This is a genomic window from Streptomyces sp. NPDC059851 (assembly GCF_042732005.1).
In the GTDB taxonomy this organism is placed as follows: Bacteria; Actinomycetota; Actinomycetes; order Streptomycetales; family Streptomycetaceae; genus Streptomyces.
The window spans coordinates 1-20,036 of record NZ_JBHWJJ010000148.1 but is presented as its reverse complement, the minus strand read 5'-3'; the positions used below and the strand labels follow the sequence as shown (position 1 = coordinate 20,036).

The 20,036-nt window shown below is 73.4% G+C and carries 19 protein-coding genes; 8 read left to right on the top strand and 11 right to left on the bottom strand.

The features are described from left to right. Positions 1-117 precede the first annotated feature (117 nt). The gene (locus tag ACFV7Q_RS33130) at positions 118-1,389 is read right to left on the bottom strand and encodes an ROK family protein (protein ID WP_385434262.1); all 1,272 of its coding nucleotides are present in this window, start codon (positions 1,387-1,389) and stop codon (positions 118-120) included. A 108-nt stretch (positions 1,390-1,497) separates the two neighbouring features. Further along, positions 1,498-2,184 (bottom strand): alpha-ketoglutarate-dependent dioxygenase AlkB family protein, encoded by a 687-nt coding sequence (locus ACFV7Q_RS33125; protein WP_385434260.1) that lies wholly within the window; start codon positions 2,182-2,184, stop codon positions 1,498-1,500. 37 nt (positions 2,185-2,221) lie between these two features. Here ACFV7Q_RS33125 and ACFV7Q_RS33120 point away from each other — a divergent pair, with 37 nt between their 5' ends. Continuing rightward, entirely contained in the window at positions 2,222-2,962 is a 741-nt protein-coding gene (locus tag ACFV7Q_RS33120) for a maleylpyruvate isomerase family mycothiol-dependent enzyme (protein WP_385434258.1), read from the top strand. A 95-nt stretch (positions 2,963-3,057) separates the two neighbouring features. Then, on the top strand, positions 3,058-3,324 hold the full coding sequence (locus ACFV7Q_RS33115; RefSeq protein ID WP_385434256.1) for a DUF6332 family protein: 267 nt from the start codon (positions 3,058-3,060) through the stop codon (positions 3,322-3,324). Between the two features lie 36 nt (positions 3,325-3,360). Here the strand turns inward: ACFV7Q_RS33115 and ACFV7Q_RS33110 are convergent, their stop codons facing one another. Beyond that, the gene (locus ACFV7Q_RS33110; protein WP_385434254.1) at positions 3,361-4,059 is read right to left on the bottom strand and encodes a TetR/AcrR family transcriptional regulator; all 699 of its coding nucleotides are present in this window, start codon (positions 4,057-4,059) and stop codon (positions 3,361-3,363) included. A 145-nt stretch (positions 4,060-4,204) separates the two neighbouring features. On the opposite strand from ACFV7Q_RS33110, the gene ACFV7Q_RS33105 reads away from it, so the two are divergent. Next, positions 4,205-4,666: a nitroreductase/quinone reductase family protein gene (locus ACFV7Q_RS33105; protein WP_385434252.1), complete on the top strand. Its 462-nt coding sequence runs from the start codon at positions 4,205-4,207 to the stop codon at positions 4,664-4,666. A gap of 116 nt (positions 4,667-4,782) precedes the next feature. On the opposite strand, the gene ACFV7Q_RS33100 is transcribed toward ACFV7Q_RS33105, so the two are convergent. Continuing rightward, complete coding sequence (locus ACFV7Q_RS33100; protein ID WP_385434270.1) at positions 4,783-6,009, bottom strand: geranylgeranyl reductase family protein; 1,227 nt, start codon at positions 6,007-6,009, stop codon at positions 4,783-4,785. 265 nt (positions 6,010-6,274) lie between these two features. Between ACFV7Q_RS33100 and ACFV7Q_RS33095 the strand changes: the two genes are divergently transcribed. Both ACFV7Q_RS33095 and ACFV7Q_RS33090 read left to right on the top strand, forming a co-directional pair. Continuing rightward, positions 6,275-7,639, top strand: coding sequence for a dipeptidase (locus tag ACFV7Q_RS33095; RefSeq protein ID WP_385434249.1), 1,365 nt, complete (start codon positions 6,275-6,277; stop codon positions 7,637-7,639). 148 nt (positions 7,640-7,787) lie between these two features. Then, a complete protein-coding gene (locus ACFV7Q_RS33090; protein WP_385434247.1) occupies positions 7,788-8,492 on the top strand; it encodes an MBL fold metallo-hydrolase in 705 nt (234 codons plus the stop codon). Between the two features lie 286 nt (positions 8,493-8,778). Here ACFV7Q_RS33090 and ACFV7Q_RS33085 read toward each other — a convergent pair whose 3' ends face one another. Further along, a complete protein-coding gene (locus tag ACFV7Q_RS33085; protein ID WP_385434245.1) occupies positions 8,779-9,816 on the bottom strand; it encodes an NUDIX domain-containing protein in 1,038 nt (345 codons plus the stop codon). 220 nt (positions 9,817-10,036) lie between these two features. On the opposite strand from ACFV7Q_RS33085, the gene ACFV7Q_RS33080 reads away from it, so the two are divergent. Next, entirely contained in the window at positions 10,037-11,023 is a 987-nt protein-coding gene (locus ACFV7Q_RS33080; protein ID WP_385434268.1) for a LacI family DNA-binding transcriptional regulator, read from the top strand. A gap of 3 nt (positions 11,024-11,026) precedes the next feature. On the opposite strand, the gene ACFV7Q_RS33075 is transcribed toward ACFV7Q_RS33080, so the two are convergent. Beyond that, positions 11,027-11,233, bottom strand: coding sequence for a hypothetical protein (locus ACFV7Q_RS33075; RefSeq protein ID WP_385434243.1), 207 nt, complete (start codon positions 11,231-11,233; stop codon positions 11,027-11,029). 208 nt (positions 11,234-11,441) lie between these two features. Between ACFV7Q_RS33075 and ACFV7Q_RS33070 the strand changes: the two genes are divergently transcribed. Continuing rightward, positions 11,442-14,012 carry a hypothetical protein gene (locus ACFV7Q_RS33070; protein WP_385434241.1) on the top strand — a complete coding sequence of 857 codons (2,571 nt, stop codon included), beginning with the start codon at positions 11,442-11,444 and terminating at the stop codon, positions 14,010-14,012. 139 nt (positions 14,013-14,151) lie between these two features. Here the strand turns inward: ACFV7Q_RS33070 and ACFV7Q_RS33065 are convergent, their stop codons facing one another. The 5 genes from ACFV7Q_RS33065 to ACFV7Q_RS33045 form a co-directional block, all read right to left on the bottom strand. Then, on the bottom strand, positions 14,152-15,450 hold the full coding sequence (locus ACFV7Q_RS33065; RefSeq protein ID WP_385434240.1) for a DUF6986 family protein: 1,299 nt from the start codon (positions 15,448-15,450) through the stop codon (positions 14,152-14,154). A gap of 208 nt (positions 15,451-15,658) precedes the next feature. Further along, a complete protein-coding gene (locus ACFV7Q_RS33060) occupies positions 15,659-16,621 on the bottom strand; it encodes an electron transfer flavoprotein subunit alpha/FixB family protein (protein ID WP_385434238.1) in 963 nt (320 codons plus the stop codon). A gap of 62 nt (positions 16,622-16,683) precedes the next feature. Further along, the gene (locus tag ACFV7Q_RS33055; RefSeq protein ID WP_385434236.1) at positions 16,684-17,469 is read right to left on the bottom strand and encodes an electron transfer flavoprotein subunit beta/FixA family protein; all 786 of its coding nucleotides are present in this window, start codon (positions 17,467-17,469) and stop codon (positions 16,684-16,686) included. Positions 17,470-17,672: 203 nt separating this feature from the next. Beyond that, positions 17,673-18,185, bottom strand: coding sequence for a flavin reductase family protein (locus ACFV7Q_RS33050; protein WP_385434266.1), 513 nt, complete (start codon positions 18,183-18,185; stop codon positions 17,673-17,675). A gap of 419 nt (positions 18,186-18,604) precedes the next feature. Then, the gene (locus ACFV7Q_RS33045; protein ID WP_385434264.1) at positions 18,605-18,946 is read right to left on the bottom strand and encodes a thioredoxin family protein; all 342 of its coding nucleotides are present in this window, start codon (positions 18,944-18,946) and stop codon (positions 18,605-18,607) included. A 287-nt stretch (positions 18,947-19,233) separates the two neighbouring features. Here ACFV7Q_RS33045 and ACFV7Q_RS33040 point away from each other — a divergent pair, with 287 nt between their 5' ends. Further along, positions 19,234-19,956, top strand: coding sequence for a lysophospholipid acyltransferase family protein (locus tag ACFV7Q_RS33040; protein WP_385434234.1), 723 nt, complete (start codon positions 19,234-19,236; stop codon positions 19,954-19,956). Positions 19,957-20,036 lie beyond the last annotated feature (80 nt).

Genomic DNA, 20,036 nt, shown 5'->3' with positions numbered 1-20,036 from the left:
GGTACAGGGGCACACGCGGTACAGGGGCACACGCGGTACAGGGGCACACGCGGTACAGGGGCACACGCGGTACAGGGGCACACGCGGTACAGGGGCACACGCGGTACAGGGGGCCCGCTACGCGGCGGCCCCCAACGCCCCCAGCGGGTCGTCCAGCACCGGCTGCCAGGCCAGCTCCGCCGCCCCCACCAGGCTGTTGTGGTCCAGCGTGCACGGCAGGATCGGCACTCCCCCGCTGCGGCCCCACAGGCTCCGGTCGGCGACCACGGCCCGCAGCCGCTCCGGGTCCGCGTGGAGGAGCTCCCGGTGCAGCCCGCCCAGGATGATCCGGTCGGGGTTCAGGATGTTCACCAGGCCCGCGAGGCCCAGGCCGAGCCGGTCGATGAGCTCTTCCGTGGCCGCTCGCACCGCGGGCTGCGCGTGCTCCTCGCGCAGCAGGTCGCGGGCCTGCTGCAGCAGGGACACCTCCGGCCCCGGCGTACGGCCCGCCGCCGTCAGGAACGCCAGCGGGTCCGCCTCCACGTCGAGGCAGCCGCGCCCGCCGCAGTGGCAAGCCCGCCCCTCCGGGTTCACGGTGAGGTGGCCGACCTCCAACGCCAGGCCAGAACTCCCGCTGTGCAGGCGGCCGTCGAGTACGAGCGCCCCGCCCACCCCGCGGTGCCCGGTCGCCACGCACAGCAGGTGCTGGGCGCTGCGGCCCGCGCCGTGCCGGTGCTCGGCCAGCGCGGCGAGGTTGACGTCGTTCCCCGCCAGGGCGGGGCCGTCGATGCCGGCCGCCTTCACGCACTGCTCGAAGATGGCCCGTACGGGAGAACCGGCCGGCCAGGCCAGGTGCAGCGGGTTCAGCGCCGTACCGTCCGGCTCGGCGACGGCAGACGGGACCGCGAGCCCGGCGCCGACGCAGCGGCGGCCCGTCTCGGCGAGCAGCGTGGCGCCCGCCTCCACGACCGCGCCCAATACCTGGGCAGGATCCTCCGACACGGTGATCTTGCCGGGGGCGGTGGCCACGATCCGGCCGCCGAGACCGACGAGGGCGGCGCGGAAGCCGTCCGGGTGCACCTGTGCGGCCAGGGCCACGGGGCCGTTCTCGTCGATCGCGAGCCGGTGCGAGGGCCGCCCCTGGGCGCCTCCCGCCCGGCCGGGACTGGAGTCGACGCGGATGAGCCCGAGGGCTTCCAGCTCGGCCGCGACGGCCCCCGCGGTGGCGCGGGTGACGCCGAGCTCGGCCGTCAGGACCGCGCGGGTGGGGGCCCGGCCGGTGTGGACGAGCTCCAGTGCCGGCCCGAGCGCGCCCCGGCCCCGTTCCAGCTTGGTCTTCGCGGACGCCGCGGACGCGGACGCCGTCGTCACGTCCCCCACCCGCCGCCGCGGGGCCCCGTTGCCGTTCATGACAGCGATCCTCGCATGATCCGCGGGCTGCGCGTCGCCGCCGGTCGATCACCGATGCGTCTCGGCCACGGGCCGGCCCACGACCGGAACGGCCCGGGCCGCGACCCGTCAGTCAGGGGGCAGCTCCAACCCGCTGACCCGGAGCGTGACGTTCAGCCTCCCGGTCAGGCCGAGCCAGGGCGGTGACGTCCCGGGCAGCACCTTCGGCACCCCGTGGTAGGCCGCCCTGGCCGGGCCCCCGAAGACGAACAGGTCCCCGCTGCACAACTGCACGTCCTGGTAGGGCCGCCCCCGCGACGCCGTGTTGCCGAAGCGGAAGACGCACGCATCGCCGAGGCTGAGGGAGACAACGGGGGCCGGGGACTTCTCCTCGGCATCACGGTGCATGCCCATGCGCGCGTCCCCGCCGTAGAAGTTGATCAGCGCGATGTCGTAGGCGGCCCCCGCGGGAAGCCAGCCGCGCCCGGTACCCGCCCCTTCTCCGTACGCGGCGGCCACCGCCTCCCGCCCCAGCTCGGCCAACCAGGCGGGCATCGGCTTGACGGGAGCCCCGTCCCCGTCGACGGCGGTCCGGGCGTACCCGTACGGATACCAGTGCAGGCCGAGGCACACCTGGCGGGCGGTCATCGTCCCGCCGCCAGGCGTCCGGACCGTGCGCAGCCCGGCGGGCGGACGCGCCCACACCCGGCAGGCGGCGAGCAGCTCCCGCTGGCGCTCCGGGTGGAGCCAGTCGGGCACGTGCACCGCGCCGGGGGTGATCTCGGCCCGCTCCCGCGGGAAGAGTTCCCCGTTCATGGCCCCATTGTCCCGGCTCGGCTGGGACACTGCCCGCATGAAGATCACCGAGTACGTCGAGGCCCTGGAACGGGAAGGCGAGTTGCTCGCCGAGACGGCCGAACGGGCCGGCATGGACACCGTCGTGCCCAGCTGCCCCACCTGGCGCGTCACGGATCTGCTGCGACACACGGGGGCGGTGCACCGGTGGGCGGCCTCGTTCGTCCAGGACGCGGTCGTGGAGCCGACCCCGATCCCCGACGGGCCCGAGCTGGTCGGGGCCGAGCTGCTCGCCTGGTTCCGGGAAGGGCACGCGGCGCTGGTCCGGACGCTGACGGAGGCGCCGGCCGACGTCCAGTGCTGGACGTTCCTGCCGACGGCCCCGCCGTCGCCGCTCGCGTTCTGGGCGCGCCGGCAGGCGCACGAGACGACCGTGCACCGCATGGACGCGGAGGCGGCACTCGGCACGCCCTTCGCCCGCGTGGCTCCGGAGTTCGCGGAGGACGGCGTGGACGAGCTGCTGACCGGCTTCCACGCGCGGCCGCGCAGCCGGGTGCGGACCGGGGAGCCCCGGGTGCTGCGGATCCGGGCCGCCGACACGGGTGCGGTGTGGACCGTGCACCTGTCGCCGGAGCCGCCCCGCGCGGTCCTCGGCGATGCGGGCCCGGCGGACTGCGAGGTGACCGGCGAGGCCGCCTGGCTGTACGCGGCCCTGTGGAACCGCCTCCCGCTGACGGGCCCCGGGGTGACGGGGGACGAGACGCTGGCCCGCCTCTGGATCGAGACGGCCGGTATCTGAACCACCCCGCCGACGACGCGGTGGCGCGCGGATTCGCCGGCGCGACGACGGAATGACACCTTGTCACGATGTGCGCCCCACCCGACACTGCACGTATGGGACAGCACGCAGGACAGCGACGCACGCAGGCGGACCGGGACGCGATCACCATCGAGATCGGCTACGCCTTCGTCAGCGCGTGCTTCGCCGCCGCCCTGGTGTTCGGCGCGGTGTACGGACCCGCCCTGGCCTTCGACCTCTCCGCCGCCACCGAGGACGTCCTGACGGTGGCGGGCGGGCTGCTGGCCGCGGTGGTGTTCGTGTTCCGCGTCATCCACCTGCTGTGGCGCTTCGCCCGCCGCCCGGAGAACGACGGCCGTTAGCCGGGGCGCGCGGGCCGCCCGGGCCGCCGCCCCAGATCACGCCGCGGGCAGCCCGACACCGTGCGCCAGCTGCCCCGCCGCATGCGCGAAGAAGGCGTCGCGGTCCTCGACCACCCGGTCGAACTGGCCGAACAGCTCGAAGGAGACCAGCCCGGCCAGCTGCGCCCAGGCGGCGATCAGGGCGGCCGTGACCTCCGGCGGCAGCCCTTCCGCGAAGTCCGCGGTCATCCGTGCGGCCTCCGGCCGCAGGGCGGCGGGCAGCGGTGGCAGGGCGAGCCCGCGGTCCTCGAAGGCGGCGCGCACGATACCGATGAAGACGTTGCCGACCCGGGCGGCCGGCCCGACGGTGTCCACGGGGGCGCTGTAGCCGGGAACCGGGGAGCCGTAGATGAGGGCGTACTCGTGCGGATGTTCGAGCGCCCATCCCCGGAAGGCGCGGCAGACGGCGGTCCAGCGCGCTCGCGGCGGGTCGCCGGCGGCGATCGCACGGGCGTCGGCGTCCTCCGCCACCGCGCCCACGCTGTCGTAGGCGTCGACGATGAGCGCGGTGAGCAGCTCGTCGCGACTCGGGAAGTAGCGGTAGAGGGCCGAGGAGACCATGCCCAGCGCGCGGGCGACGGCCCGCAGCGACAGCTTGGCGGCACCCTCCGCCGCGACCATGCGGCGCGCCTCGTCCTTGATGGCCGCGGTGACCTCGATACGGGCCCGCTCACGGGCCCCGCGCACGGTAGTCATGCGGGCCAGTGTGCCAGTCACCGAGATCACCGCCCAAAACCAAGACCGCCGCTCCAATCCGAGAGCACTGCTCTTGCCTAGCTTCGCCAGCCGGTGCACACTGCTCTCATCCGAGAGCACCGCTCTCTCATCCTCGGAGGCCGCGATGTCCGCACCCGACGCCCCGTACTACGTCCAGGCCGGCCCCCTCGCCGCCCGCTTCAACTCCCTCGTGGGCAGACTCGCCCGCGCCGGCCTCAGCCTGGCCGGCACGGCCGAACTGTCGGTCCGCGGCCGCACGTCCGGCCGAATGCAGCGGATCCCGGTCAACCCGCACGCCCACGAGGGCGAGCAGTACCTGGTGTCGGCGCGCGGCCACTCCCAGTGGGTCCGCAACATGCGCGTGGCGGGCGGCGACGAGCTGCGCGTGGGCCGCAAGATCCGCACGTTCACGGTCATCGAGCTCACCGACCCCGCGGAAAAGGCCCGGATCCTGCGTACCTACCTGGAGCGCTGGGGATGGGAGGTCAACGCCTTCTTCAAGGGCGTCGACGCAGACTCCCCCGAGACGGTCCTCCGGGAAGCCTCAGCCGACCACCCGGTCTTCCGCCTGACCCTGACGCCCTGACCCACCACGGACCGCGAGCGCGGCCACGCGAGTCGGACACCCGCAGCCCGCGGCGACCCGGCCGGCCCGCCGGCCCCGGGGCGGCAGGCCCCCGACGGCCGACGGGACCGGATCCCTCAGCGGGTCGGCGGTTGCGGGGTCGGGCCGGTCTGCCTGTCGTCCAGGAGGTGGAGGGCCTTGCGGGCCAGCGGGTACGTCCGGACCAGGTCGGCCAGTGTCGTCGCGCCCCGCGTGATCCGGGCGAAGGCGCGCCACGCCGGGCGGAAGCCCGTCATCGCGGCGTGCAGCAGCCCGGGCTTCGCCTCGAAGAGCGTCAGCATCCGCTTGCCGACGGCCATCTCCACGCCCAGCCCGGCCTTGATGGCGAAGGCGTAGTTCAGTGCCTGCCGCCGCGCGTCCACCGCGTCCTGCGCCTCGGCGATCTTCACCGCCCACTCCCCGGCCAGTCGGCCCGAGCGCAGCGCATAGGAGATGCCCTCGCGGGTCCACGGCTCCAGCAGTCCGGCCGCATCGCCCGCCACCAGCACCCGGCCGCGCGACAGCGGCGAATCCGGCTTGCGGCAGCGCGTCAGGTGCCCGGAGGACACGGACGGTTCGAAGCCGGCCAGCCCCAGGCGGGCGATGAAGTCCTCCAGGTACCGCTTGGTGGCGGCGCCTTCGCCCTTCGCCGAGATGACCCCGACCGTGAGCGTGTCGCCCTTGGGGAAGACCCAGCCGTAACTACCGGGCAGCGGGCCCCAGTCGATGAGGACGCGGCCCTTCCAGTCCTCGGCCACCGTCGCCGGTACCGGGATCTCCGCCTCCAGGCCGAGGTCCACCTGGTCCGTCTCGACGCCGACGTGCGCGCCGATCCGGCTGGCGCTGCCATCGGCACCGACCACGGCCCGGGCCAGGACGGTCTCCCCGTCCGCGAGCACCACGGCGACCGTGCGCCGGTCCGGCACCGCCGCCCCGTGCTGCTCGACGCGGGCGACGGCGGTGCCCGTACGCACGGTCGCCCCCGCCTTCTCCGCCTCGGCGACCAGCCCGGCGTCGAACTCGGGCCGGTTGATGAGCCCGAACAGCATGTGCTTCGACCGGCGCGTGCGGGTCAGCTTGCCGTTCAGGGTGAACGTGACCGCATGGATCCGGTCCTTCAACGGCAGTTGGAAGCCGGGCGGCAGCGCGTCACGCGACGGACCGATGATCCCGCCACCACACGTCTTGTACCGGGGCAGCTCCGCCTTCTCCAGCAGCAGCACCCGCCGCCCCGCGCTCGCCGCCGCGTGGGCCGCCGCGGCGCCGGCCGGGCCGGCCCCGACCACGACCACGTCCCACACCTCACCGGTCCCCCCGGCCACCATGTCCCCCGCCCCCCCAGCGGCCTGCCCTGCTGCGTCGCGTACGTCGTCGTCGCTGCTCACGATGTGCTGCTGCTCCTGATCATGGTTGCTCCGATGCCGGGGAAATCCTACGGCGCGTGTCCGGCCCGTGCTGCTGTGCGAGGATCGGACTGACCTGCGCCGCGCCCGGCCGCCGTACCGGGCGACCGAATCCGGCATGCGCCCACCAGGCGGATGCCGGCAGGCGTACACGTGACACAACGTCGCACCCAGGAGGAGCGTGCCCATGTCCCAGAATCCGATCGCCGAGACCATCGCCTCGCTGATGCCCCGCGCCAAGCAGGAGCTGACCGAGCTGGTGGCCTTCCAGTCGGTGGCGGACTGGGCGCAGTTCCCCCGCAGCGAGAGCGAGGGGGCGGCGAACTGGGTGGCCGGTGCGCTGCGCGCCGAGGGCTTCCAGGACGTGGCCCTGCTCGACACCCCGGACGGCACCCAGTCCGTGTACGGCTTCCTGCCCGGCCCGGAGGGGGCGCCCACCGTCCTCCTGTACGCGCACTACGACGTCCAGCCGCCGCTGGACGACGACGCCTGGATCTCCCCCGCCTTCGAGCTGACCGAGCGGGACGGCCGGTGGTACGGCCGCGGTGCCGCGGACTGCAAGGGCGGCTTCATCATGCACCTGCTGGCGCTGCGTGCCCTGAAGGCCAACGGCGGTGTCCCCGTCAGCGTGAAGGTGATCGTCGAGGGCTCGGAGGAACAGGGCACCGGCGGTCTCCAGCAGTACGCGGAGGCGCACCCGGAGCTGCTGGCCGCGGACACCATCGTCATCGGCGACGCGGGCAACTTCCGCCTCGGCCTGCCGACCGTGACGGCGACCCTGCGCGGTATGTGCCTGCTGAAGGTGAAGATCGACACGCTGGGCGGCAACCTGCACTCCGGCATGTTCGGCGGCGTCGCCCCCGACGCCCTGGCCGCACTGATCCGCCTGCTGGACTCGCTGCGCGCAGCGGACGGCTCGACGACCGTCGACGGCCTGGCATCGGACGCGGTGTGGGAGGGCCTGCAGTACCCGGAGGCGGACTTCCGGGCCGACGCGAAGGTCCTCGACGGGGTCGAACTGATCGGCGAAGGGACCATCGCGGACCGTCTGTGGGCCCGCCCGGCCGTCACCGTGCTCGGCATCGACTGCCCGCCGGTGGTCGGCGCCACCCCGTCGGTCCACGCGAGTGCTTCCGCACTCATCAGCCTGCGGGTGCCGCCGGGCGTGGACACCGCCGAGGCCATCAAGCTGCTGGAAGCCCACCTGATCGCGCACACCCCGTGGAAGGCGCACCTCGAACTGGAGGTGGTCGGCCAGGGCCAGCCGTTCCAGGCGGACACGACCAGCCCGGCGTACGCCTCCATGGCCGCCGCCCTGCAGGTCGCTTACCCGGGCCAGGAGATGCAGGTCAGCGGCATGGGCGGCTCGATCCCCCTGTGCAACACGCTGACCTCGCTCTACCCGCACGCAGAAATGCTGCTGATCGGCCTGAGCGAGCCGGAGGCGCAGATCCACGCGGTCAACGAGAGCGTCTCCCCCGAGGAGCTGGAACGCCTCTCCGTCGCCGAGGCCCACTTCCTCGTCAACTACGCCACCTCCAAGCTCGCCTGATCCAGCGGCCCGGCTCCGTCCGGGCCACCGCCCCGCCGGACCCGGGGGTGACCCCGGGCCCGGCGGATCGATCGACGTGCGCTGTGGACGCAGTCCGCTGCTGGTGAAAGCCGTTTCCCACCCGACCCGGGCGCCGTACGTTGATCGCATGGATCTTGTCGAGATACTGCCCGACCAACTCCACATGCTCCGCTTCCCGATCGGCCAGGCCTACCTATGGCAGGACGCCGACGGCTCCCTGACCCTCGTCGACGCGGGCCACGCCACCTCAGCACCCACGATCGAGGAGGCGATCCGCTCCCTCGGCCACTCCCCGGAGCGCCTCAAGGCCATCGTCCTGACCCACTGCCACCGCGACCACGTCGGCGCGGCGAACGAACTCGCCGGCCGCTGGGGCGCGCAGGTGCTGGCCCACCGCCTGGAAGCGCCCGTGATCCGGGGCGAGCAGCCCGTCCCCGAGCCGGTGCTGCTGGACTGGGAGATCCCGCTCTACGAGCACGGGCTCACGGTCCCCGAGGCACCGCCGACGCGCGTCGACCGCGAGGTGGAGGACGGGGAGGTGCTCCCGTTCGGCGACGGCGCCGTGGTGGTCCACTCCCCCGGGCACACCCCGGGCAGCATCGGCATCCACCTGCCGCGCCAGGGCGTGCTCTTCACCGGCGACTGCGTCGCCGGCGTCGGCCAGGTGATGCTCGGCGTGTTCAACGTGGACCGCGAGCAGGCCCGGGCGTCCTTCCGCCGGCTGGCGTCGCTTGCCCCGTCCGTGGCCTGCTTCGGCCACGGAGACCCCCTGACCAAGGACACGGCCTCCATCCTCCGAACCGCAACCACGGCCGAGCCGATCCTCCACTGACAGCCGAAGACCGCCCCCGACGGCGGCCGGCCGCCCATGCCCGGAAAGCACGTAGCGATCTGCTGCGCCCCCACGCTCCGGACGGCCTTCCGGTAGAGACCAGTGCACCCGGGCTCCCTGCCCCTCCACCAGGCCCGCACCCGGGCCCTATGCCCCCTGGCCGTTCCCCCGGCAGCCCGCACCCCCGAGCAACGGAACCCCCGCTCCCCCAGACCCACCCACCCCCACCCACCCACCCGAACGCCACCCGACGCCCACCCAAACACCCCACCCCCACGCCCCCCAGCTAGGGCAAAGGCCGCCCCGCCTCCAAATACAAGGTCCGCCCCCGCTCACGTGCCCGCAGGGCCCACCTCAGCCGCTCGTACCGAACCGGCGGCAGCAGTTCCGCGGCCTCCGCTTCGGTCACGAACCGCCAGGCCCGCAACTCCGGTCCCGGGAGTCGCAGTCGGGCAGCCGCGTCCGCGTCCAGGCGGCCCCCGTCGAAGAGCAGCCGGATCCCGCCGTACGCGGGGCGTACCGGAGGCTCCCAGTCCACGACCAACAGCCCGGCCAAAGCCCCGAGTTCGATGCCGAGTTCCTCGGCGACCTCCCGCACCCCCGCGCAGGCCGGCGCCTCTCCCGCCTCGACGACCCCGCCCGGGAACTCCCATCCCGCCTTGTACGTCGGATCGACCAGCAGCACCCGGTCCTCGTCGTCGAACAGCAGCACCCCGGCCGCCACCGTCTCCCGTGTCGGCTCCGGGGTCTGGACGATGTCGCAGACGCCGGCCGCCTCCGTACGCACGGCCTCGGCGATCCGCTCCGCCGTCTCCCGTACGCTCAGCTCGCCGTTGTCGACGACGTGCGCGTCGGCGGTGAGCCAGCCCAGGGCCTGCTTGTAGGCCGGGATGTGGTCGTACGCCCACTGTCGCACCCTCAGGTCCACCTCGTGCGGATCCCCCGGCTCCTGACGGGTCGCGATCCGATGCCGCAGGATCGTTTCAGCCGGCGCCAGCAGCACGTGCCTCACCGGAATCCGCCGCGCCGCCAGCCCGCCGAATATCTCGTCCCGGTACTCCTGGCGCAGCAGCGTCATCGGTACGACGAGCACCCCGCCCACCTCGGAAAGCATCGCGGCCGCCGTGTCCACCACCAGGCGGCGCCAGCTCGGCAGGTCCTGGTAGTCGCTCACCTCCGCGAGGCGCTTGCGCGGCAATAGCCTGCGCAGTGCGTCGCCGACGAGCTCCGGATCGTACAGGGTGCTGTCCGGCAAAATGCCGGTCAGTTCGCGGGCCGTGCTGGTCTTCCCGGCGCTGAATGTGCCGTTGATCCAGACAATCACGTCTATCCCTCTCCCCACGGCTCGTCCGAGCCCCCTGTGGCTTGCCCCGATCACCCTGCCATGGAAACCGCGCACCGGCGCAGTGCTTATCCTCGGGACCACGGCGCCGCATCAACCCGCCGCCGCACGTCCGTTGCAGCCCACCACCCGCCCCGGAGGATCCCGTCCCGTGCCACACAGCCGCCACCCGTCCGAATCCCGCTACGGCCACCGGCCGACCATGAAGGACGTGGCGGCCCGCGCCGGGGTGGGTCTGAAGACGGTGTCCCGGGTCGTCAACGGGGAGCCGGGGGTCACCCCGGAGACGGTCCGTCGGGTCCGGGAGGCCATCGAGGCGCTGGGCTTCCGCCGCAACGACAGTGCGCGCGTGCTCCGCAAGGGCCGCACGGCGACGGTCGGACTGGTCCTGGAGGACCTCGCGGACCCGTTCTACGGACCGCTGAACCGGGCCGTGGAAGAGGTCGCCCGAGCGCACGGGGCGCTGCTCATCAACGGGTCCAGCGCCGAGGACCCGGACCGGGAGCGGGAGTTGGCGCTGGCGCTGTGCGCCCGCCGGGTCGACGGACTGATCGTGATCCCGGCGGGGGACGACCACCGCTATCTGGAGCCGGAGATCCGGGCCGGCGTGGCCACGGTGTTCGTGGACCGGCCGGCGGGCCGGATCGAGGCGGACGTGGTGCTGTCGGACAGTCGCGCGGGCGCCCACGAGGGCGTCGCGCACCTGATCGCGGGCGGGCACCGGCGGATCGGGTTCATCGGTGACCGCCCGCACATCCACACGGCGGTGGAACGTCTGCGCGGCTACCGCGAGGCCATGGCGGAGGCCGGCCTGCCGGTCGCGCCTTCCTGGGCTTCGCTCGGCCCGACGGACCCGGAGAGCGTCACGGCAACCGCGCGCGCGATGCTGGAGGGCCCGCAGCCGGTCACGGCGCTCTTCGCGGGCAACAACCGGGTGACGGTGACGGTGGTGCGGGTCCTGGCCGGGCATCCGCACCAGGTGGCACTGGTCGGCTTCGACGACTTCGAGCTGGCCGACCTGCTGCGCCCCGGGGTGACGGTGGTCGCGCAGGACGCGGCGGCCCTGGGTCGGGTGGCCACGGACCGCCTGTTCCAGCGCCTGGCGGGCGCCGCGCTCCCCCCGACCCGTATCGAGCTGCCGACCCGCCTCGTCCCGCGCGGCTCGGGCGAACTCCCCCCGCCCCCCTGACGGTTACCGGATCAGCCCGTGTAGTACGGGCACGGCCGCTCCGGCGGCGCCGAGCCCGGCGAGCACGGCCAGGGGCGTGGGCACGCCGCCGAGGCGGCTCAGCCCGCCGACGACGAGTCCGATGAGCAGGGCGGCCAGCAGGACGACGGCCGCGTGCAGCGACAGGAAGGGCCGGTCGTGGTTTCCGGTCCGGTTCGGTGAAGTGGTCATGGCTCGATTCCACTCCCGCCGGCGGGATCTCAGAGCAGCGACGGAACAAAGTACTCCGTTCCGGATCGGAGGCTAACTCCCGTGAACGAAGCGGCCGTTCCGCAGAACAGCGAAGTGTTCCCCGGTGTTTCGCGGTGTTCCGGAAAGTTCGGGACCGTTCCGCGGACGATGCCCTAGCCTGGTCGGCCACACGGGGTCGAGGGGGGCCATGGAGTCACAGCGGCACGGCGCGTTCGAGGCGGGACTCGCCGCGCTCGCAGGCGAACTGACACGCTTACGGATCGAGCGGGGCAGGCCCTCGTACCGGGACCTGGTGGCCCGCGCCGAGGCCTCCCGCACCGGGATCCGACTGTCGGTCGCCACGCAGAGCGATGCGTTCAACGGGAGGCGCCTCGTCCGCGCCGACACCCTCATGGGGCTGGTGCGGATGCTGTACGCGTACGACGAGTACGGCCGCGAAACCGCGATCCCCTCGCACACCGCGCCCGAACTGGTCGCCTGGCGCCGCCGCTGGCAGGAGTTGGCCGCCCTCCAACCCGGCAGGCCGCCCCGACCTGCCGAAGGCCCCGACCAGCACGACCCACAGGACGAACCCCCGTTCGAGCGGAGCCCGGACCCGCCGGCACCGCACCCCGACCCGGCCGGGTCTCCGCGACCGCACGACGGGCAGCCCACGCCACCCGAACTTCGCCGACCGCACCCCACCCCGCACCCCGACCCGAATACGGAACAGAACGCGGAACAGAACGCGGAACAGAACACGCCCACGAGCCCTGAACCGGAACGGGGCCCTGCCCCGAGCCCCGAGCCGACCCCGGCCGAGGCCCCAGCCGAAGCCCCAGCCCCAGCCCCAGCCCCAGCCCCCGATCCGTACTCCACCCCGCCGCCCTACACCCTGCGGCACCGCGTCAACCGGGACTCGGCGCCGGCCTCGGCCGTGGTGTTCTCGCCCGACGGACGGCTCCTGGCCTCGGGCGGGCCCGAGGCGGTCCGGCTGTGGGACACCGCCACCGGCCGGCCCACCACCGCCCCGCTCACCGCGCGGCCCCCGCTCGCCTTCACCCCGGACGGCTTGCTGATCGCCGGCAGCCGGAACCCTCAGACGCTCTTCTGGTTCGACCCCGCCACCGGCCGCGTGTGCCGCCCGCCCCTGACCTTCTACGTCAGCGGGGTCACCGGAATCAGCTGCGCCCCCTCCGGAAGCACGGCCGCTGCCGTGGAGAGCAACGGGACCGTCCACCTCTGCAGTCCCGACGCGGGACGGCGCCCGGTCACCCTCGCCCACGGCCGGGAGGAGGACCCGTTCCGCTCCGTGGCGTTCGCCCGCGACGGGCGCGTCCTGGCCGCCACCCACGGCGGGCGCGTCAAGGACCTGGTCGGCAAGAAGGAGCTGCCCCGCGCTGCGCTCGCCCCCGGGTCCGGCGCGCCGGAGGCGCTCTCGTTCTCCCCCGACGGCAGGCTCCTCGCCCTCGGCTACCGCGACGGCCGGGCCGCCCTGTGGGAGACGGCCGGGGGCCGCGACGGGCCGCCCCTCGCCGGCCACGCCGACGCCGTCTTCGCGCTGACCTTCTCGCCCGACGGCCGGCTGCTCGCCACCGGCTCCCGGGACACGACCGTACGGCTCTGGGACACCGCCACGGGCCGGCCCGTCGGGCCACCGCTCACGGACCACACCACCGGGGTCGAGGACATCGCCTTCTCCCTCGACGGCCGCCTGCTGGCGACGGCTTCCGACGACGGCGTCCTGCTGTACGAACGCGCCGGCACGTCCGGCACCACACCCAGCACCGCACCCACACCCAGCACCGCTTCCCCCGGCACCCCCCTCGCCTCCAGGGCCCTGGAGGCCGCGCTGAGCGAGCGGTGGGCGATCCGGCTGCCGTCCGTCCGGGTGGGTGGCCACGGCCTCCTGCGCGTCGCGTTCTCCCCCGACGGCCGTGTCCTCGCGACGACGTCCCTGCAACGCGCGCTGCACCTGCTGGACCCGGTCACCCGGGCTCCCCTCGGACCGTCGGCACCCGCGCCGCCGTCCGCGCCCCACTGCCTGGCGTTCTCGCCGAACGCCGCCCTCCTGGCCACCGAGTCCCCCGAAGGGGTCGTCTGCCTGCGCGATCCCCTGACCGGAGCGGTCCGGCGGACCTGGCGCGCCGATCAAGCGGGCGCATCTCGCCAGCTCGTGTTCTCCCCGGACGGCCGCCTGCTCGCGTCGCTGGCCGGGGACGGCTCTGTGCTCCTGCGCACCGTCCCGGACGGGGAGCCGGTCGGCGGGGCGGTGCACGACCTCTCCGGGAGCCCCCTGAGCACGGTCACGGTGATCGCGTTCTCCCCGGACGGCCGGATCCTGGCAGCGGCCGACAGCGCCGGCGACGTCCGGCTCTGGCGGACCGGTACGCACGTCCTGGTGGGCGGACCGTACCCGGGGGCCCGGGCCCTCGCGTTCTCGCCGGACGGCCGGACCTTGGCCGCGCCCTCGGGGGACTCCGCCGTACGGTTGTGGGACCTCGACGGCAGCGGCCGGCACGGCAGTCCGCTCAGCCGTCAGGTCCCGCAGGTCAACCACCTGGCGTTCTCCCCGGACGGCAGCCTGCTCGCCACCGCCGGGCACGACGGCGTGGTCCTCCTGTGGGATCCGGTGACCAGGGAGCTCGTCGACTCCGCATGGGCGGGCCACGGCGGGCCCGTCAACGGCTTGGCCTTCTCCCCGGACGGCAGCCTGCTCGCCACCGTCGGCGCGGACAGCGTCCTGAACCTGTGGGCCATCGGCCCGCTGCGCAGGTGACCGCTGTCGGCCCGCCCACCCGGGCCTCCGTCATCGCCCCCGGGACTCCCCCAGTCGATCGCCCGCCCAGGACTCCCCCGGCCGCTCGCCCGCCCGGGGCCTCCCCCAGACCCTGGCCCGCCCCGGACCGTCGCCCGCCTCAGGCCGTGGCCGTCAGCGTCGCCGACCGCCGCGGGATCGCGAAGGCGTCGAGCTCGGCGCGGGTCAGGCCGGTCAGGGCGGTGACCTCGTCGGTGCCGACCGCCCCGCAGTCCAGGCCGCGGACCAGGTACCCGGCCAGTGCCTTCGCGGTGGCGGGCTCGTCCATCACATCGCCCTCGATCTTGGCGACGTACGCCTTGAGCCGCGCGGCAGCCGCTTCGAGGCCCTCGCGGTAGAAGGTGAACACGGCCGCGTAGCGGGTCGGCAGGTGGCCCGGGTGCATGTCCCAGCCCTGGTAGTAGGCGCGGGCCAGGGCCCGGCGGGTGAGGCCGTAGTGCAGCCTCCAGGCCTCGTGGACCTGCTCGGTGGTGCCGACGGGCTTCACGTTCGTCGATCCGTCGGACACGCGTACGCCGGTGCCGGCGGCGGCGACCTGCATGATCGCCTTGGCGTGGTCGGCCGCCGGGTGGTCACTGGACTGGTAGGCGGCGGACACCCCGACGCAGGCGCTGTAGTCGAAGGTGCCGTAGTGCAGACCGGTGGCGCGGCCCTTAGCGGCGTCGATCATCCGGGCCACGGTCGCGGTGCCGTCGGAGGCGAGGATGGCCTGGCTGGTCTCGATCTGGATCTCGAAGCCGATCCGGCCGGGGCGCAGTCCCCGGGTGGTCTCGAAGGCCTCCAGCAGCTTGACGAAGGCGCTGACCTGCTCGGCGTACGTGACCTTCGGGAGGGTCAGGACGAGGCCCTCGGGCAGGCCGCCGTGCTCCAGGAGCCCGGACAGGAAGACGTCGGTGGTGCGGATGCCGCGGTCGCGGACGTTGGCCTCCATGCACTTCGTGCGGATGCCCATGTACGGGGCGTTGGTGCCGTTGGAGAAGGCCTCGGAGACGAGCCGGGCGGCGCGGGCGGCGGCCTGGTCCTCCTCCTCGTCGGAGCGGACCCCGAAGCCGTCCTCGAAGTCGACGCGCAGGTCCTCGACGGGCTCGCGCCGGAGCTTGGCCCGTACCCGCTCGTAGACGGGGCCGGCGAGCTCGTCGCCGATGCCGAGGACCTCGGCGAAGGTGGCGGCGTCGGGGGCGTGCTCGTCGAGGGCGGCGAGGGCCTGGTCGCCCCAGGAACGGACGGTGTCGGCGGCGAAGACGTCGCCGGGCACGTAGACGGTGTGGACGGGCTGGCGGGTGCCGGGGTCGCCCGGGTAGTGGCGGGCGAGCTCCGCGTCCACCGGGGCGAGGGAGGCGCTGATGCCCTCGCTGACCGCGCCTGCGAGGCTCGTCGCCACCTTCTCCTGCTGGCCCATTCCCACACACTCCTCTTTCCGCTTCACGGAATCCCAGATCCGCATAGCAGAATTTAGTCACGGGGTTCCGCTCCGTCAATGGTCCCGCCGACGGGGTCCCGGCATCGACCCGGTACAGCCGACCCGGAAAACGGCTCGGGGCCGTGCGGTGAGAACACCGCACGGCCCCGAGACGGGCTCCGTGAAGGAGAGCGCAGAGGAGCGCAGGTCAGCCCTTGCGCGCCTGGATCTCCTGGGTCAGCTGCGGGACGACCTCGAAGAGGTCACCGACGACGCCGTAGTCGACGAGCTCGAAGATCGGGGCCTCGGCGTCCTTGTTGATGGCGACGATGGTCTTCGAGGTCTGCATGCCGGCCCGGTGCTGGATCGCACCGGAGATGCCGGTGGCGATGTACAGCTGCGGGGAGACCGACTTGCCGGTCTGGCCGACCTGGTTGGTGTGCGGGTACCAGCCGGCGTCGACGGCGGCGCGCGAGGCACCGACGGCCGCTCCGAGGGAGTCGGCCAGCGCCTCGATGATCCCGAAGTTCTCGGCACCGTTGACGCCGCGACCGCCGGAGACCACGATCGCGGCCTCGGTCAGCTCGGGGCGGCCGGTCGACTCGCGCGGGGTGCGCGAGGTGACCTTGGTGCCGGTGGCCAGGGCGCCGAAGGTGACGGCGAGCGCCTCGACGGTGCCGGCGGCCGGGGCGGCCTCCACCGGAGCCGAGTTCGGCTTGACGGTGATGACCGGGGTGCCCTTGGAGACGCGGGACTTGGTGGTGAAGGACGCGGCGAACGCGGACTGCGTCGCGACGGGGCCCTCGTCACCGGCCTCCAGGTCGACGGCGTCGGTGATGATGCCGGAGCCGATGCGGACGGCGAGGCGGGCCGCGATCTCCTTGCCCTCGGCGGAGGACGGGACGAGCACGGCGGCCGGGGAAACGGCCTCGTGGGCGGCCTGCAGCGCGTCCACCTTCGGTACGACGAGGTACTCGGCGAACTCGGGGGCGTCGGCGGTGAGGACCTTGACCGCACCGTGCTCGGCGAGCGTTGCGGCGGTGTTCTCGGCACCGGCGCCGAGGGCGACGGCGACGGGCTCGCCGATGCGGCGGGCCAGGGTCAGCAGCTCGAGGGTGGGCTTGCGGACGGCGCCGTCCACGTGGTCGACGTAGACGAGGACTTCAGCCATGGGGATGCTCCTGCGAATGCGAAGTAGTCAGGGGGCGATGTGGAAAGTGCTGGCTGAAGCTCTTAGATGAACTTCTGGCCGGCCAGGAACTCGGCCAGCTGCTTGCCGCCCTCGCCCTCGTCCTTGACGATCGTGCCGGCGGTGCGCGCCGGACGCTGCGCCGCGGAGTCCACCGCGGTCCAGGCGCCCTCCAGGCCGACCTCCTCCGCCTCGATGTCGAGGTCGGACAGGTCCCAGGACTCCACCGGCTTCTTCTTTGCGGCCATGATGCCCTTGAAGGACGGGTAGCGGGCCTCGCCCGACTGGTCCGTCACGGAGACGACCGCCGGGAGGGAGGCCTCGAGCTGCTCGCTCGCGGTGTCGCCGTCGCGGCGGCCCGTGACGGTGCCGTCCTCGACCTTGACCTCGGAGAGCAGGGTGACCTGCGGGACACCCAGGCGCTCGGCGAGGACCGCCGGGAGGACACCCATGGTGCCGTCCGTCGACGCCATGCCCGTGATGACCAGGTCGTAACCGGCCTTCTCGATGGCCTTGGCCAGCACCAGGGAGGTGCCGATCACGTCGGTGCCGTGCAGGTCGTCGTCCTCGACGTGGATGGCCTTGTCGGCACCCATGGACAGCGCCTTGCGCAGGGCGTCCTTGGCGTCCTCCGGGCCCACCGTCAGAACGGTGATCTCGGCGTCGTCGGCGTCCTCGGCGATCTGCAGCGCCTGCTCGACGGCGTACTCGTCGAGCTCCGACAGCAGACCGTCGACGTCGTCGCGGTCCACCGTCAGGTCATCGGCGAAGTGCCGGTCGCCGGTGGCGTCGGGCACGTACTTCACACAGACAACGATCCTCAGGCTCACGCCGGCTCTCCTACCGCATCGTCTTGTTTCTGATACCGCCTTATGCAGGCAGCATAGGCGCCTCGTCGGGCGGATCCCGGTCGGGGCGGCCCGCGCCCCGATCAGAATGTTACTCGCCAGTACATCGTGGGTCTCCCCCAGAGGCAAGGCCGCTGAGCTGTGATCTGCCCAACGCCGCCCCAACCCGCCCCAGCAGGGACGATTCAGTCGCGCAACGCGTTGAAGCGCCCCTGGTGGTACAGCAGCGGACGGCCCTGCCCCGCCGGGTCCCCGACCACGGCCTCCGCGATGATCACACGGTGCTCGCCCGCCGGCACCCGTGCCACGACCCGGCACACCAGCCACGCCAGCACCCCGTCCAGCAGCGGAACCCCGTACGGGCCCCGCGACCAGCCGGTGCCCGGGCCGAAACGGTCCGCTCCGCTCCGCGCGAACAGGCCCGCCAGTTCCCGCTGGTGCTCGCCGAGTATGTGCACGCCCAGGTGGTCGCAGTCGCGCAGGGCGGGCCAGGTCGAGGAGCCCGTGCCGGTGGTGAAGGACAGCAGCGGCGGATCGGCGGAGACCGAGTTGAGCGAGGTCGCGGTGAAGCCGACCGGACGGTCGCCGTGGGCGGAGGTGATCACCGCGACGCCCGCGGCGTGCCGGCGGAAGACCGACCGCAGCAGCTCGGGCGAGCCGGGCAGTGCGGAGGCGAACGGGTCACCCGGGGATCCCACCGGTCCGACCGGTCCGACCGGTTGCACCGACCCGCGGCGGGCGGCCTCGCCGGGCTGCACGGCCTGCACGGGGACACCGGGCCGTACGGGAACGACGGGCTGCGGGGGCGGGCCCGTCCGCAGGGACGCAGTGGTGGTGGCGGACTGGGCCGCGGAGGCCGTCATCGGGGGCCTTCCTTCTGCTCTGCCGCAGGGCGGCGGACGCGAGCGCGTTGGATCATCGGGTCAGGGCGGGGTCGTTCAGTGTTCCTGACAGCGCGCACTCGCGTGACGGACGAGGTCCACGTGGACGCGCCCGTACAACAGAAGTTCGTACCTCATGGCGCCAGACTGGCGATCTCCGCTGTACACAGTCAAGCGGGGACGGGCAGATGCGAGGCGCGTCACGCTATGTGCGGGCGCATGCACCGGCGCACCCCTCACACCGCGGCGCCCAGCGCGGCGATCACATCGGCCTTGCGCGGCATCCCCACAGCGCGCCGGACGATGCGGCCGCCCGCGTCCAGGACGAGCACGGTCGGGGTCTTCTCGATGCCCAGGGCCCGCACCAGTTCCAGGTTTCGCTCGGCGTCGATCTCGATGTGCGCTACGCCGTCGACCATGCCCGCCACCTCGGCCAGGATGCGCCGGGTGGCCCGGCAGGGCTGGCAGAAGGCGCTGGAGAACTGCACCAGGCTCGCCCGCTGCCCCGGCTCCGCGCCCAGCTGTGCGGCGTCCAGCCGCCCGGCACCGGCCCCTTGTCCCGCCGCGTCCCCGTGCACTCCCGCTCCCGTCACCGTCACCGTCACGTGTCCGTACGTACGCCCGCCGTCACCGGCGGGCGCCGCGTCCCCCATCATCGAGTACGTTCGTACGGCGATCCGAGCGCCCGCAGTGCGCGCTGCATTCCGCGGGTGATCCTCCGCGTGACGAGAATCTCCCCGGGGACGGGCGTCTGGGCTGGCCAGCAGCCCTGGAATACGGCACGATCCCCAAGGGCCGCGTACCTACGCAGCCGTAACTTAACGCCGGGAGAACTTCCCCAGGCAGAAAGCGGGGTCTCCCCCTCATGGCTGAGCTCGTCTACCCCCCGGTGATCGGCGCCGCGCATGCGCTGTTCCGGGCTCTGGACATCCGGATCGACATGAAGGGCACCGAGAACATCCCGACCAAGGGCGGGGCGGTGCTGGTGTCGAACCACATCGGCTACCTCGACTTCATCTTCGCCGGGCTGACGGCCCGGCCGCAGAAGCGCCTGGTGCGGTTCATGGCGAAGGAGTCGGTGTTCCGCCACAAGGTGTCGGGCCCGTTGATGCGCGCGATGAAGCACATCCCGGTGGACCGGGCGCAGGGTGAGACCGCCTACCGGCACGCCCTCGAATCGCTGCGCTCCGGCGAGATCATCGGGGTGTTCCCGGAGGCGACGATCTCCCAGTCCTTCGCCCTCAAGAGCTTCAAGTCGGGGGCGGCGCGGATGGCGCAGGAGGCCGGCGTACCGCTGATCCCGGTGGCCCTGTGGGGCACGCAGCGGCTGTGGACCAAGGGCAAGCCGCGCAACCTCAAGCGCAGCCACATCCCGGTGACGCTGCGGGTGGGCGAGCCGATCGAGGCGCCGGCGGACCAGTACGCCGGCGCGATCACCCGGCGACTCCGGGAGCGGGTGCAGGAGCTGCTGGACGCCGCGCAGCGGGCCTACCCCGTGTCCCAGAAGGAGGCGGAGGGCGCCTGGTGGCAGCCTGCGCACCTGGGCGGCTCGGCGCCGACGCCGGCCCAGGTCAAGGAAGCGGGCTGATCCGGTACCACCGGGTCGGGTGAACTCTCGGGCCCGTGCGGCCCCGCCCCCGTGGGGGGCCGCACGGGCTTTCGCATGCC

Bases quoted from the DNA above. Each gene is read 5' to 3' on its own strand.
- ACFV7Q_RS33130 (WP_385434262.1), bottom strand. From the start codon at position 1,389: ATGAACGGCAACGGGGCCCCGCGGCGGCGGGTGGGGGACGTGACGACG.
- ACFV7Q_RS33125 (WP_385434260.1), bottom strand. From the start codon at position 2,184: ATGAACGGGGAACTCTTCCCGCGGGAGCGGGCCGAGATCACCCCCGGC.
- ACFV7Q_RS33120 (WP_385434258.1), top strand. From the start codon at position 2,222: ATGAAGATCACCGAGTACGTCGAGGCCCTGGAACGGGAAGGCGAGTTG.
- ACFV7Q_RS33115 (WP_385434256.1), top strand. From the start codon at position 3,058: ATGGGACAGCACGCAGGACAGCGACGCACGCAGGCGGACCGGGACGCG.
- ACFV7Q_RS33110 (WP_385434254.1), bottom strand. From the start codon at position 4,059: ATGACTACCGTGCGCGGGGCCCGTGAGCGGGCCCGTATCGAGGTCACC.
- ACFV7Q_RS33105 (WP_385434252.1), top strand. From the start codon at position 4,205: ATGTCCGCACCCGACGCCCCGTACTACGTCCAGGCCGGCCCCCTCGCC.
- ACFV7Q_RS33100 (WP_385434270.1), bottom strand. From the start codon at position 6,009: ATGGTGGCCGGGGGGACCGGTGAGGTGTGGGACGTGGTCGTGGTCGGG.
- ACFV7Q_RS33095 (WP_385434249.1), top strand. From the start codon at position 6,275: ATGTCCCAGAATCCGATCGCCGAGACCATCGCCTCGCTGATGCCCCGC.
- ACFV7Q_RS33090 (WP_385434247.1), top strand. From the start codon at position 7,788: ATGGATCTTGTCGAGATACTGCCCGACCAACTCCACATGCTCCGCTTC.
- ACFV7Q_RS33080 (WP_385434268.1), top strand. From the start codon at position 10,037: ATGAAGGACGTGGCGGCCCGCGCCGGGGTGGGTCTGAAGACGGTGTCC.
- ACFV7Q_RS33075 (WP_385434243.1), bottom strand. From the start codon at position 11,233: ATGACCACTTCACCGAACCGGACCGGAAACCACGACCGGCCCTTCCTG.
- ACFV7Q_RS33070 (WP_385434241.1), top strand. From the start codon at position 11,442: ATGGAGTCACAGCGGCACGGCGCGTTCGAGGCGGGACTCGCCGCGCTC.
- ACFV7Q_RS33065 (WP_385434240.1), bottom strand. From the start codon at position 15,450: ATGGGCCAGCAGGAGAAGGTGGCGACGAGCCTCGCAGGCGCGGTCAGC.
- ACFV7Q_RS33060 (WP_385434238.1), bottom strand. From the start codon at position 16,621: ATGGCTGAAGTCCTCGTCTACGTCGACCACGTGGACGGCGCCGTCCGC.
- ACFV7Q_RS33040 (WP_385434234.1), top strand. From the start codon at position 19,234: ATGGCTGAGCTCGTCTACCCCCCGGTGATCGGCGCCGCGCATGCGCTG.